The sequence below is a fragment of the Gemmatirosa kalamazoonensis genome (genome assembly GCF_000522985.1).
GTDB lineage: Bacteria > Gemmatimonadota > Gemmatimonadetes > Gemmatimonadales > Gemmatimonadaceae > Gemmatirosa > Gemmatirosa kalamazoonensis.
The window spans coordinates 1469704-1482879 of the sequence record NZ_CP007128.1 but is presented as its reverse complement, the minus strand read 5'-3'; the positions used below and the strand labels follow the sequence as shown (position 1 = coordinate 1482879).

Here is a 13176-nt window from a genome sequence, read left to right as displayed (position 1 = left end):
GCGCACGGAGGCGCGCCGCAGTCCACGAGAGCTCGACCGATCGACCGAGAGAGGAACAGATGGCACGGATGACGTCATACGCGCGCGGCGTGGCGGCCGCGCTCGCGCTCGCATCGCTCACCGCGCTCGCCGCGTGCGGCGACGACGCGGTGTCCACGGAGCCGACGCCGCAGGCGGGGGGGCAGGCGCTCATCGTCGGCCACTTCGACGTGTCGACCGGCCAGGGCGCCGGCCGGCAGCCGGGCGACACGGCGCGGCAGCGGCAGGTGATCGCCGACGCGGCGACGTGGTCCAAGTTCTGGGCGTCGCTCGCGCCCGACCCGAACGCGGGAGGCGCGCCGCCCGCGGTGGACTTCACGCGCGACATGGTGATCGCCGTCGCGACGCCGGTGCGCCCGTCGAGCGGCTACGGCATCAAGATCGAGAGCGTCACGGAGTGGGCCGACCATCTCGACGTGCAGGTCGTCGAGACCTCGCCGGCGTCGGACTGCGTCACGCTCGGCGTGCTCACGCGGCCGTTCGACGTCGTGCAGCTGCCGCGGCGCGACAACAAGCCGGTGCGGTTCGTCGAGCGGACGGCCGTGACGGCGTGCAACCCGGCCGCACGCTACGACACGGTGCGCGTCGCGTTCGGCAAGACGGTGGACACGCACGGCGTGCGCGTGACGCTGCAGCACGTGCTGAACGACAGCCGGTGCCCCATCAACGCGCTGTGCATCTGGGAGGGCGACGCCGCGGTCGCGCTGCGGTTCGAGAGTGGCGCGCAGACGAGCGACGTGACGCTGCACACGAGCGCGAAGATCGGCCTCGTGGGCACGACGGTCGGCGGCGCGGAGTTCCGCCTCGTCGGGCTGTCGCCGTTCAAGGTGATCGGCGCCGATCGGCCCGAGCCCGTCGAGTCGGATTACACGGCGATCCTGGTGGTGCGTTAGGCGCGGCGGTCAGAGCCCGTCGAGCAGATCCGGCGCCGGCCTGACGGTCGGCGCCTGGCCCCACGCCAGCCGGAACGTCTCCGTCGAGAGGATCGCGTCGGACTCGGCGTGGGCGAACCAGTGCCGATCGACGCTGAGGTGCTGGGTGCGGTGGGCGCGGAGCGCGGCGGCCTTCGCCTCACGCGCGCGCGACACGTCGACCATGAAGTCGACGCCGGGGAGCGTCCCGATCACCTCGGGACGCCACTCCTCCCACGGCACCACGGGGGCCGGCCACACGACGCGCGCCACCCGGTGCGCGGGGCCCGCGTCGGGGAACCACCGGTCGTCGGCGGCGGCGGTCACCGCGTCGAGCGTGAAGCCCGAGATCGCGACGTGGTCGGTGTGTCCGGTGACGCCGTGCGGATCGAACGTGACGACGACGCGCGGCCGCTCGCGACGGATCGCGCGCACGAGCGCGAGGCGGATCGTGTCGATGGGCGCCGCGGCGAGCTTCTGGTCGTGGTAGTCGAGCAGCTCCACGTGGGCGACGCCGAGTATCGCGCACGCCGCGCGCAGCTCGCGCTCGCGGAGCGCCGGCAGCGCGTCGCGCGTGGCGAGCGGCGGATCGCCCACCGAGCCGAGCTCCCCGCGCGTCGCGCACACGAGCGCCACGCGCACGCCGCGGTCGGCGAGCAGCCGCGCCGTGCCGGCGATCATGAACGACTCGTCGTCGGGGTGCGCGAGGATCAGGAGGAGGCCGTCAGACACGTCGGATCGTGTTGGCTTGTCGCAGCGAGGCCTCAGTGTGATGCCGTGGCGCTGATGTTACCGCGTTGCCGCGGCCCCGACAGGGTCACACGTACCCCATCGCGACGAGCGCCTCGTAGCGCCGGATCGGCGACGTGGGGAAGTCGGTGCCCGCGCCGTCGATGCGGAACGCGCGGCCCGGGAACGTCACGCGGCGCGCGTTCGCGAGGCACGCCTCCCACGCGGTCGGGATCGTGTAGCCGAAGCCCATCGCGATCGCCACGTTGTCCGCGTAGCCGGCGGTGAGCAGCAGGTCGTTCTCGCGGTAGACGTCGTAGAGATACAGCTGCGACTCCCCGCCGGGCGGGATGCCGATCGCCTTGCCGGGGCGCGGATGGTCCATGTACAGCGACACCGACGCGCCGAACCCCGGCGAGAAGCGCGGCGCGAACGTGCCGTCGACGAGCGACGCGAGGGTGGTGCCTAACGGATCGAGGTTCAGGTTCCAGAGCAGGTTCGGGTGCGCGTTGTAGCCGAACCGCTCGCACTTCTCGAAGAACCACACGCCGTCGCGCGCGGCGATGAAGTTCGCGTCGCCGAAGCCGGTGTAGCGCATCTCGCGGTACGTGTCGAACATGCGCCCCACCGTCTCGCGCACCGCGCGGCTGTCCACCGGGATGCGGAACGTGAAGTCGAACGCGCAGCCCACGAGATCCCCGAGGTCGCCGGTGAGCTTCCGCTTGCTCTCCAGGCACATGAACGCGAACCTCGGCTCCCCGTCGACGAACCACACCTCGACGTTCGTCTCCACGCCGTCCTTGCGCTCCTGCAGGATGAACGGCGTGGTCGCGCGCAGCGACGCGAGATGCGCGCGCAGCTCGAGGTTCGCGTCGGCCGCCTTCTCCGACTCGGGCAGCCACGTCTCGAAGTTCTCCCCCTCGTCGGGCTTGAACACGTACGCGGTGTGCGGGTGCGCTTCCACGAACGCGCGCGCGTCGCCGGGCGAGTCGAACCGATGCGACGGCGGGGCCTCGAGCCCGTGCGCGCCGACGAACCGCAGACACTCGGCGCGGTCGTGCTCCATCGTGTTCGCGTACGTGCCGCCGCCGAACACGCGGAACCCCTCGCGCCGCAGCGTCTCGTTCTCCTCGACGGAATGGTTCTCGTCCCAGATCCAGCACGCGTCGCGCAGCGCCGCGCGGTCGGCCATCACGTCGGCGAGCGGTCGCCGATCGATCATCCCGCGGCCGACGAGATCGTAGCTCGCGAGCTTGCGCTGGTCGTCGATGCCGACGACGGCGACGACGACGTCGTGCCCTTCCTCCCGCAGCCGCAGCGCGAAGCCGAGGCCCGTGAACCACTTCGTGACGAGGACGAATCGCATGCGGCTCGTCATGGCAGGTCGTGGACCAGCCTGGCCGATGTAATCATCCCAGAAAGGCAGAGCGGGGCGACCGATCGCTCGGCCGCCCCGCTCCGTTCGTGCCGGAACCCGTTTAGCGGGCGCCAGCGCGCGTCACGTTCTCCGCCGCCGGACCCTTCTGGCCCTGCACGATGTCGAACTCCACCGAGTCACCCTCGGCGAGGCTCTTGAAGCCCTGGCCCTGGATGGCGCTGTAGTGGACGAAGCAGTCCTTCGTGCCGTTGTCGGGCGTGATGAAGCCGAAGCCCTTCGCGTCGTTGAACCACTTCACTTTGCCGGTCGTACGCATGTCCTACTCCTCGTGGTTGTCGCTTTGTGCAGGGGAGCGGAACACGCCGTACCCCGACAAACGCTACGCGGGACCTGGATCCCCCGCGATGGATCATCCCGCCGACCCTCCGGAAGGACGCGGGAATATACGGATGGTGTGGAGACGGGACAACGGCCCCGTTTTAGAACCGGACGCCGACGACGATCGGCACGAACGCGGTGTTGCCGCCGTCGGTGAACACGATGTGGTAGCGCGCCTCGGCGAACGCGGCGATCCCGCTCAGTGGCAGGTCGAGCCCCGCGCCCACGTTGAGGCCGAACTTCGTGTCGGACGACGAGACCGTGCTGTTCGCAACCTTGGCCTCGGCCTTCACGTTGTAGATCCCCGCGCCACCGATGAAGTACGGGCGGATCGACCCCGGCGTCGCCGGTGTGCCGATGATCAGGTTTCCGGTCACGCCGAAGATGTTCGCGTGCACGTCGGCGCTGCCGCCGCCCTTCGCGCCGAAGCGGTTGAACGCGCCCTCGGCGCGCACCCCGAAGGCCTGCCCCGACGGGCGGAACCCGACGTGCGCGGCGATGTCGTAGCCGCTGTTGAAGCCGTCCCCGAAGTCGCCGAGGGGGAGCGCGATGCCCCCCGAGATCCCGAACGTGGGACGCGACGACGCGGGCGCGGCCTGCGCGGCGAGCGTGGACGACGCGAGCGTGACGCCGGCGAGCGCCACGGCGACGCGGAACGTGCGGAGAGTGAGAGCGTGCACGACGAGCTCCTTGCGAGTGGAGAGTGGGTGGTCGGACGCGCCGACCCCACCGCAGGACACGTTCCCGCTCAGGAGCCCGCCTTCCGCACGCCCGTGACGTAGTACTCGGTCTCGCCGAAGCACTTCGTCGGCACGCCCTTGTGCTGCTCGTACTGCAGCGTCACCCGCTCCCCCGCCGCGGCCTCGATCGCCTGCGCCACGGAGTCGCTGCGCACCGAGTACATGAAGAGCTGCGGCGCCTGGCCGGGCACGTTGCTCTGCGCCAGCTCGCCCTCCCACGTCTTACACAGCCACCCCTTCTTCGAGAGCTTCTGGTTGTAGCCCGTGCGCTCGCCGGACGAGTAGCTGTAGGCGAGCGTCGCGGTGAGCCACACCGCCATCACCGCGGCAGGGACGAGCACGATCAGCGACAGCAGCAGCCCCTTCCAGTGACGGCGGGCGAAGCCGCGCTTCTTCTCCGGGCGGACGTCCGGCCGGGCGATGGGTTCGGTGATCTCGGGCTCGGTCATGGGGTTTCACTCGGAGCAGGGTCACGGCACCATTAGCTTTCGGCAGCACCCTCAGCATTGAAGATGCCTTCTCCGTTCGGTTCCCGCCGCCCCACCGTCACCGCCCGCGTCCGCGACGTCCCCGTCGGGTCGTCGCACCCGGTGGTCGTGCAGTCCATGACGAACACCGACACCGCCGACCCGGCGAGCACCGCCGAGCAGGTGGCGGCGCTGTCCCGGGCGGGGTCGCAGCTCGTGCGCATCACGGTGAACAACGACGACGCGGCGGCGGCCGTCCCCGAGATCCGTGCGCGCCTCGACGACATGGGGCTCGACGTCCCGCTCGTCGGCGACTTCCACTACAACGGGCACCTGCTGCTCACGAAGTACCCCGACTGCGCGCGGACGCTCGACAAGTACCGCATCAACCCCGGCAACGTCGGCTCGCGGCATCGCGACGCGAACTTCACGACGATCGTGCGCGTCGCGATCGAGCACGACAAGCCGGTCCGCATCGGCGTGAACTGGGGCTCGCTCGACCAGGATCTGCTGACGTCGATGATGGACGCGAACGCGGCGAGCGAGAGCCCGCGCGATTTCAAGGACGTCTACGTCGACGCGATGCTGGAGAGCGCGCTCCGCTCCGCCGCGCTGGCCGAGGAGACGGGGCTCGGCCATGACCGCATCCTCATCTCGGCCAAGGTGTCGCAGGTGGCGGATCTCGTGACCGTCTACCGCCGCCTCGCCGCGCGCTGCGACTACCCGCTGCACCTCGGCCTAACGGAAGCGGGGCTCGGCACGAAGGGCGTCGTGGCGAGCACCGCCGGCCTCGCGATCCTGCTCGCCGAGGGGATCGGCGACACGATCCGCGTGTCGCTCACGCCGCGCCCGGGCGGCGACCGCACGGAGGAGGTGCTCGTCGCGCAGCAGATCCTGCAGTCGTTGGGCATGCGCTCGTTCGCGCCGCAGGTGACGTCGTGCCCCGGCTGCGGCCGCACGACGTCGACGTTCTTCCAGCGCATGGCGGAGGACATCACCGGCTACATCCGCGAGCAGATGCCGGTGTGGCGCTCGCGGCACCCGGGCGTCGAGGAGATGACGGTCGCGGTGATGGGCTGCGTCGTGAACGGCCCCGGCGAGAGCAAGCACGCGAACCTCGGCATCTCGCTCCCCGGCACGTTCGAGGAGCCGAAGGCGCCCGTCTACGTGGACGGGAAGCTCATGACGACGCTCAAGGGCGACCGCATCGTCGAGGAGTTCCTCGTCATCCTCGAGGACTACGTCGCGCGCACGTACCCGGCGTTGGAGCCGGCGGGCGCCTAACGCCGTCTCAGGACTCCCTCCGAGGAGCCTCTCCTACGGCTTTCGGGCCGCGGCGCGCGCGTCCTCCCGCATCGCGCGGCGCGCCTCCTCGGCGGCGTGGCGCTGCTCCTCGGCGGCGCGCCGCATCTCCTCGGCGGTGCGCCGCGCCTGCTCGGCCTCGAGCCGCGCCTGCTCCCTGATCATCTCGTCGAACGCCTGCTGCGTCTCCACGTCGGGCGGCATGGTCGCGGCCATGCCCACGTTGGGCGGGCCGGCCGGCAGCAGGCAGCTCTCCCCCGGCAGCAGCGAGCCCTCGTTGTCGTACTGCGCCACCGCGTGCTCCGCGCGCTGCAGCATCTCGCGCGGGCCGCTGATCGTCAGCATGTGCGGGCCCATCCCCTTGACGGCGACGGTCCCCTCCCGGCCCACGATCGGCATGACGAGCGTGGTCGCCTGCTCGGGACCGAGGCAGCGGAGCGGGAGATGCAGCTCGGGGTAGTGCCGCATTCCGCTCCGGCTCACGAAGACCGCGAACCCCGCCGCGGCCACCATCGCGGCCGCGGTCGGATAGAGGAACGCGCGCCGGCGCCGACGCTGCTGCCGCTCGAGCGCCGCCTGCGCGGCCGCGCGGCGCGCGACGAGCGCCGCGGGCATGCCGGGCCCGATCCCGTCGAGCAGATCGGCCACGCGGCGCGCCGAGTCGCGCACCTCGGTCACGACGCCGGCGCACGTCTCGCACGTGCGGCAGTGCGCCGCCACGGCGTCCATGTCGCCCCAGTCGGTGAGGTCGGCGACCGCGATGATCTCGCGGCACTGGTCGCACGTCATGGCCATCATCGTTCCACCTCCGCGACGCCCGGGTGCCGGGCGATGAGATGCGCACGCACCGCCGCGCGCGCCTTGAACAGGTTGGCGCGCACCGTCGCCGGCTTGATCCCCGTCATGAGCGCGACCTCGATCGGGTCGTAGCCCTGGAGGTCGACGAGGTCGACGATCTCGCGCTGACGAGCGGGCAGCGCGGCGAAGAACGCGCGCACCTTCATCAGGAGCTGCTGCCGGTCGACGCGCGCACCGGGGTCGGTGACGTAGACGTCGCGCTCCGGCAGCGCGCGCGGCAGCGCGGCCAGGCGGGCGCGCCGCCGCGCCCTGCGCCGCCGCTGCCCCGCCGCGCGTCGCACGATGCCGTACAGCCACGCCTCGAGCGGTGCCTCGCCGCGGAACTGCGCGAGCCGGAGATGCATCTGCACGAACGCGTCCTGGGTGATGTCGTCCGCGTCGTCCACGTCGTCGGCGAGGACGAGCGCCCAGCGATACACCAGCGGCAGCAGCCGCGCGACGAGCGTCGCGAACGCGTCGCCGTCGCCGCCGGAGGCCCGGGCCACCAGCGCGCTCTCGGACGCGCCCGCCGCCGCATGGAGCGCAGCGGCGGGCTGGATCGACACGACGGCGGTAGTGGCGGACGGTCGGGACATGAGTCGGTGCGGGCGCCCACCATGTAGATGCCGCGAGCGGCTCCGGCGTTTACTCGTCGCTCGACACGGGTCCTGGCCATGTGAGTGAACCGCAGAGGGCCGCCGAGGGCCGCGGAGGCCTTTGGCATCGAACCACAGAGGACAGGAGGACACAGAGAAAACCAACTTCTCTTGAAGGGTTCTCCTCTGTGTCCTCCGCGTCCTCTGTGGTTGAGAAAGCAGTTGCCGTTCTCTGCGGCCCTCGGCGGCCCTCGGCGGTTCGATACGAAGAGCCAGTCCTCCCGTCACTGCACCGTGAGCGCGTACCCGGCGAGGCTGGTGCGCTGCGCGTAGCGGCCGCTCGCGCGGGCGGCGACCTGCTGGATCTGCGCCGTGTACTGGGCCGGCGTCGCGCTGCCGGCGATGTCGAGCTGGGCGACCACGCCGCTGGCGAGCGCGCCGCGGAGGAGCATGCGCGAGCGCGGCGCGCCGGCCACGGTGTCGCGCACCTCCTTGATCTCGAGCCCCGCGCTCGGCCGGATGGCGAGCAGGCTCGGGCCGGTGAGCGTGAGCAGCACCGCGCCGTCGTCGGCGTTCGGCGTCTGCAGCGAGAGCGTCACCTGCTTCACCGCGGGGCGGAAGCCGGCGGCGAGCGCGACGTTCGTGGACACGACGACGGTGCACGGATTCGTCGTGCCGGTGCACGGCCCCGACGTCCAGCCCGCGAACTGGTCGGTGCCCGACGGCGTCGCGGTGAGCGAGACGCTCGCGCCGGAGTTGAACGAGGCCGAGCACGTGCCGCCGCCGCCGGCGCCGAGTCGGCAGTCGATCTTCCCGTCGGCGGACGTCACGCGTCCGCTGCCGACGTCGGATCCCGTCACCGAGAGCGCGAACGTCACCGGCGGGGGCGGCGGCGTGACCGGCGCGATGCCGCCGCCGCCCCCGCCGCAGCCGCCGAGCAGGGTGCCTAACGCGGCGCCGAGCGCGCCGCGCGCGGAGATGCGTCGCGTCCTCACGGCGTCCTCCGCGCGCTCGGCGGCGATGGTGGCAGCGCGAGCAATCGCTCCAGCGTGCGCACGCTGAGCCGCTGCCCCGTGCGGTCGAGCAGCGACAGCACGTCGCCGAGGTTGAACGTGCCGTCGGCGTTGCCGAGCGCATCGAGCACCGAGCGCTCCGCGGCGGTGAGCGAGCGGCCGTCGAACAGATCGTTCACCGCGGCGGTGACGTTGGGCAGCACGGCGAACGTCGCGGTCACGTTCGCCGCCGCGGCGAGCCGGATCTGACACGGCGCCGTGCCGGTGCACGCGCCGCTCCACCCGGCGAACCCGCTTCCCGGCTGCGCCGTCGCCGTGAGCGTGACCGTGGCGCCTAACGGGAACAGGATGTTGCACGCGCCGCTCGCCGCGCCGTTGGTCACGCCGCAGTCGATCCCCGCCGGCGCGCTCGTCACACGCCCGCCGCCGTTGCCGGCGCCGGCGACGACGATCGCCGCGTTCGTGCTCAGAACGAACGTGGCCGACACCGTCGCGGTGCCGCCCGCGGCGGGCATCGTCACCACGCAGTTCGCGGTGCCGACGCACGCGCCGCTCCAGCCGGTGAAGCTGCCGCTCGCCGATCCCGTCGGCACGAGCGTCACGACGCTGCCCGCGGCGAAGCTCGCCGAGCAGGTACCGCTCGCGACCCCCGCCGCGATCGTGCACGAGATCCCCGACGGGACGCTCGCCACGGTTCCGGAGCCGGTACCCGCGCCGGTGACGGTGAGCGTCGACGTCGTGCCGCCGGTCGCGCGGTTGAACGTCGCGGTGACGCTCGCGTTCGCGGTGAGCTGGATCTGACACGTCGCCGCGCCGCTGCACGCGCCCGCCCAGCCGCCGAACGCGCTGCCCGACGCCGCCGCGGCGGTGAGCGTCACCGGCCCGCCTAACGGGAACAGGATGTTGCAGGCGCCGCTCGCGACGCCGTTCGTCACGGTGCAGTCGATGCCGGCGGGCACGCTCGTCACGCGACCGCTGCCCGTGCCCGCGCCGGCGACCGCGACCGCCGCGTTCGTGCTCGCGGCGAACGTCGCGACGACGCTCACCGACCCCGGTGTCGTGGGGAGCGTCAGCGTGCAGTTCGCGTTGCCCGAGCAGCCGCCGCTCCATCCGGTGAAGCTGCCGGATGCGGAGCCGGTGGGGATGAGCGTCACCACCGTCCCTTCGGCGAAGCTCGCCGAGCACGTGCCGGTCGCGGTGCCGGCCGAGATGCGGCAGTCGATGCCGGACGGGTTGCTGGCGATCGTGCCCGTCCCTGCGCCGGCGCCGGTCACCGTGACGGTCACCGCGAGTCGTGACGGCGCGGCCTGCGCGGCTGGAGCGGCGCCGAGCACCGCGAGCAGCGCGAACGACAGCAGCGCCACGTGAAGACGGAAGGACCGAAAGGCTGGCTGCACCGGAGTCGGATGGGCGACGAGTGCCGTACGCGTCCGGGAGCATACGCCACGGTGCGGGGGCGCGCGAGATCCGCGCGTCCCCGCACGCGGCCTGTCCCGATCAGAAGAAGATGCCGACCGTCGCCCGCACGCCGGTGGTCTGCACCAGCCAGCCGTGCGTCTTCACGGTGCTGACCTGCGAGTTGAGCAGATTCTGCAGCTGCGCGCCGTCCTGGTGCTGCACCGTGAGGCCGTAGGTTCCGTTCAGCGTGAGCCGGGGCAGCACGAAGTAGCTCAGGCCGACCTCACCGAACGCGCCGACGTCGGTCTCGTGGCCGCGGATGTCGCCGGGGTTCGCGTGGCTGGACTGCCGGCTGAGCGCCGCGCCCACCGTGAACAGCGCGCCGATGCTGCGGGCCACGGGCGAGTAATGCCGGACGCCGAGGGTGGCGGTGACGAACGTGTTCGAGAACTCGCTGACGGGCACGCTCGCGAGCTGCGGGTCGGTCGTGCGCGTGTTGTAGTTGACGGCGAGGTTCGCGGCGAGCGCGGTCGCGCGCGAGAGGAACTTCAGCGCGCCGACGCTCCCGCCGCCGCCGACACCGGCCTCGATGCCCCACTGGCCAGGGCTGAACGGAAGCGAGTCCGGGGCCGCGCGCTGCGCGCGGGCGGCGACGGGGACGAGCAGCAGGGCGGCGGCGGGGAGGCGGAGTGCGTGCATCGGCGGGAGTCGCTCGGGTGGACGGCGCGGGCGCGCGGAGCAGCGCCCGCCGCGACCGCCGATGGCAAGTCGCCTGCCGCCCGCCGACGTGGCGTTAGTCGCCGCGCCGCAAGCAGTTAGGCACCCGCGCGCGCGACGCGGCGCGGCGCGCGGTGTCCGGCCGCGGACAACGGTGTCCGCTCCCGGACACGGCCCGTCACGATTGACGAAGCACGGACGTCGCATCCGCGCGGGCGGCACGCCGCGCCGGCAGCCAGCTCGCGACCAGCGCGACGGTGCCTAACAGCGTCGCCGACGCGACGATCGTCGCCGGGTCGTGCGGCCCCACGCCGTACAGCGCGGCGGCGAGCAGTCGTCCGCCGGCGAGGAACAGCGCGAGCCCCGCGCCGAGGCCGGCGAGCGTGAGCGTCGCGCCCTGCCGCACGACGAGGCGCACGATGTCGCCGCGCTGCGCGCCGATGGCGAGACGGATTCCCAGCTCGTGCGCGCGCTGGCTCACGGTGTAGCTGAGCACTCCCGTGATGCCGAGCAGCGCGAGCGTGAGCGCGAGCGCCGCGAACGCGCCGAGCACCCACACCGCGAGCCGCCGAGCGCCTAACGACTCGTCGACGCGCTCGCGCATCGGGCGCACGTCGTACACCGGCACCTGGCGGTCCTGCTCCGCGACGATCGCGCGCAGCGCACCGGCGAACGACGCCGGCGGCAGCACGCCGCGCACCGCCACGCCGAACGACGGCGTCATCGTCTGGCGGTACGTGTAGTAGATCGTCGCGTGCCGCTCCTGGCCGAGCTCCTTCGGCGTCACGTCGCCGACGACGCCGACGATCGTGAGGTCCCCGTCGCCGACGCCGCCGAGCTGGCGCAGGTGCTTGCCGATCGCGCTCTCACCGGGGAAGAACTGCCGCGCGAGCTGCTCGTCGACGACCACGACCGGCGGCGCGCCCTTGGCGTCGGTGGCGGCGAACGCGCGGCCGGCCTTCAGCGTCATCCCCATCGCGCGGAAGTAGTCGTCGCTCACCATGTTGAAGTTCGCGTGCGGCTTCTCGCCGCTCGCGTCCGGCGCGCGGCCGACGACCTCGAACGGCGAGCTGCTCGCGGTGCCGCTGCCGACGAACGGCAGCGACGCGGCGATGCCCACCGCCTGCACGCCCGGCACCGCGCGCAGCCGCTCGAGCAGGCGGTCGACGAACGGCGCGACCGCCGCCTGCTGGTAGACGCGCGGCGGCAGCGCCACCTGCGCGGTCAGCACGCGCTCGGCGCGGAATCCGGGATCGGTGGCGATGAGACGGGACAGGCTGCGGATCATCAGCCCCGACGAGAGCAGCAGCGCGAGCGCGAGCGCGACCTGCATGACCACCGCGCCCTGCAGGAAGCGGTGCCGCTCCGCTCCAGCGGACGTGCCGCGCGCCGAGGCGCGGAGCGCGTCCTGCGGGTCCACGCGCGATGCGCGCACGGCGGGCGCGACACCGAACAGCAGCGCCGACGCGGCGGCGAGCGCGAACGCGAACAGCAGCACGAGCGGGTCGAGGCGCGCGTCGCGGAGCATCGGGTACTGCGCCGGTCCCCAGCGCGCGAGCGCCGCGACGGCGACCGCGCCACCGGCCGCGCCGAGCGCGCCACCGATCGCGGCGACGGCGGCGCTCTCCGCGACGAGCGGGCGCACGAGGCGCGCCGAGCCGGCGCCCAACGCGGCGCGCACCGCGAGCTCGCGCACGCGGCCGGTCGCGCGCACGAGCTGCAGGCACGCGACGTTCGCGCACGCAATGAGCAGCACGAGCCCGACGGCGCCGGCGAGCAGGAGCACGATCGGCCGCAGCTCGCCGGCGAGGAACGCGGTGAGCGGCACGGGACGGATGACGAGCGACCGGGCGAAGTCGTTCCCGCCGCCGTTGCCGGCCAGCGCCTCGCCCCACGCGCGCCCCTGTCGCGCGAGCGCGTCGCGCAGCCGCTCCGCGGAGACGTCGGCGCGCCGCTTCGCGACGACCTTCATCACCAGCACGCCGTGCTGGGACTGCGTCGTGGAGTCCACCGGATACGGCATCCACACCTCGGCCGCGCGCGGGTAGCGCAGCTCGGGGCCGGCGACGCCGATCACCTCGTACGGCGTGCCGCTGAGATGGAGCGTGCGGCCGACGATTGCGCGGTCGCCGCCGAACCGGTCGCGCCAGAACCCGTACGACAGCACGACGACGCGGTGGCGCCCGTCGCGCGACTGGTCGGCCGCGTACAGCCGCCCGACGACGGGATGCGCGTCGAGGAGCTGGAAGTAGTCGCCGAGCGTGCGCGCCGCGCCGACGCGCGCCGGCTCCGCGGCGTCGGTCGTGAGGTTCACGCGCGTCTCGGCCACGCCGGCCGCGCGCTCGAACAGGTCGCCGCGCGTCGCGAGCTCCAGGGTGCTCGGCGGGTCCAGCTCCGCGTCGAGCAGGTCGAGCTTCGGCAGGTCCTCGCGGATCACGACCATGCGGTCGAGATCGCGCACCGGCAGCGGCCGCAGGAGCACCGCGTCGACGACGCTGAAGATCGCGGTGTTCGCGCCGATGCCGAGCGCGATGCACAGCACCGCGGCGAGCGCGAACGCCGGCGCCTTCGCGAGCGCGCGCACGGCGAGTCGGAGATCGTCGAGCATGACCCAAGCCCTCTCGTGATGGTCGCCGCTTTGATAGCGTCCGGCCCACGAGGGTTGCAAGGG

The 13176-nt window shown here is 72.8% G+C and carries 13 protein-coding genes; 2 read left to right on the top strand and 11 right to left on the bottom strand.

Features of this window, described 5'->3' with window-relative positions:
- Positions 1-68 precede the first annotated feature (68 nt).
- Complete coding sequence (locus J421_RS06510; protein WP_025410367.1) at positions 69-932, top strand: protease complex subunit PrcB family protein; 864 nt, start codon at positions 69-71, stop codon at positions 930-932.
- A 9-nt stretch (positions 933-941) separates the two neighbouring features.
- On the opposite strand, the gene J421_RS06505 is transcribed toward J421_RS06510, so the two are convergent.
- From J421_RS06505 to J421_RS06485, 5 genes are all read right to left on the bottom strand, one after another.
- Complete coding sequence (locus tag J421_RS06505) at positions 942-1682, bottom strand: PIG-L deacetylase family protein (protein WP_025410366.1); 741 nt, start codon at positions 1680-1682, stop codon at positions 942-944.
- Positions 1683-1767: 85 nt separating this feature from the next.
- Positions 1768-3045: an ATP-grasp domain-containing protein gene (locus tag J421_RS06500; RefSeq protein ID WP_148306186.1), complete on the bottom strand. Its 1278-nt coding sequence runs from the start codon at positions 3043-3045 to the stop codon at positions 1768-1770.
- A 112-nt stretch (positions 3046-3157) separates the two neighbouring features.
- The gene (locus J421_RS06495) at positions 3158-3373 is read right to left on the bottom strand and encodes a cold shock domain-containing protein (protein WP_025410364.1); all 216 of its coding nucleotides are present in this window, start codon (positions 3371-3373) and stop codon (positions 3158-3160) included.
- 163 nt (positions 3374-3536) lie between these two features.
- Positions 3537-4115 (bottom strand): outer membrane beta-barrel protein, encoded by a 579-nt coding sequence (locus J421_RS06490; RefSeq protein WP_025410363.1) that lies wholly within the window; start codon positions 4113-4115, stop codon positions 3537-3539.
- Positions 4116-4183: 68 nt separating this feature from the next.
- On the bottom strand, positions 4184-4624 hold the full coding sequence (locus tag J421_RS06485) for a hypothetical protein (RefSeq protein ID WP_025410362.1): 441 nt from the start codon (positions 4622-4624) through the stop codon (positions 4184-4186).
- Between the two features lie 63 nt (positions 4625-4687).
- On the opposite strand from J421_RS06485, the gene ispG reads away from it, so the two are divergent.
- Positions 4688-5926 carry a flavodoxin-dependent (E)-4-hydroxy-3-methylbut-2-enyl-diphosphate synthase gene (gene ispG / locus J421_RS06480; RefSeq protein WP_025410361.1) on the top strand — a complete coding sequence of 413 codons (1239 nt, stop codon included), beginning with the start codon at positions 4688-4690 and terminating at the stop codon, positions 5924-5926.
- Between the two features lie 33 nt (positions 5927-5959).
- Here the strand turns inward: ispG and J421_RS06475 are convergent, their stop codons facing one another.
- From J421_RS06475 to J421_RS06445, 6 genes are all read right to left on the bottom strand, one after another.
- The gene (locus J421_RS06475; RefSeq protein WP_148306185.1) at positions 5960-6742 is read right to left on the bottom strand and encodes a hypothetical protein; all 783 of its coding nucleotides are present in this window, start codon (positions 6740-6742) and stop codon (positions 5960-5962) included.
- On the bottom strand, positions 6739-7377 hold the full coding sequence (locus J421_RS06470; protein WP_104022330.1) for an RNA polymerase sigma factor: 639 nt from the start codon (positions 7375-7377) through the stop codon (positions 6739-6741). The genes J421_RS06475 and J421_RS06470 overlap by 4 nt, the downstream gene beginning before the upstream one ends.
- A gap of 284 nt (positions 7378-7661) precedes the next feature.
- Positions 7662-8372: an InlB B-repeat-containing protein gene (locus tag J421_RS06465; RefSeq protein WP_025410358.1), complete on the bottom strand. Its 711-nt coding sequence runs from the start codon at positions 8370-8372 to the stop codon at positions 7662-7664.
- Positions 8369-9754, bottom strand: coding sequence for an InlB B-repeat-containing protein (locus J421_RS32625; RefSeq protein WP_158508667.1), 1386 nt, complete (start codon positions 9752-9754; stop codon positions 8369-8371). Before J421_RS32625 ends, J421_RS06465 begins: the two co-directional genes overlap by 4 nt.
- Positions 9755-9887: 133 nt before the next feature.
- Positions 9888-10487 (bottom strand): class III extradiol ring-cleavage dioxygenase family protein, encoded by a 600-nt coding sequence (locus J421_RS06450; RefSeq protein ID WP_025410355.1) that lies wholly within the window; start codon positions 10485-10487, stop codon positions 9888-9890.
- A gap of 196 nt (positions 10488-10683) precedes the next feature.
- Positions 10684-13113: an ABC transporter permease gene (locus tag J421_RS06445; protein WP_025410354.1), complete on the bottom strand. Its 2430-nt coding sequence runs from the start codon at positions 13111-13113 to the stop codon at positions 10684-10686.
- Between the last annotated feature and the right edge of the window lie 63 nt (positions 13114-13176).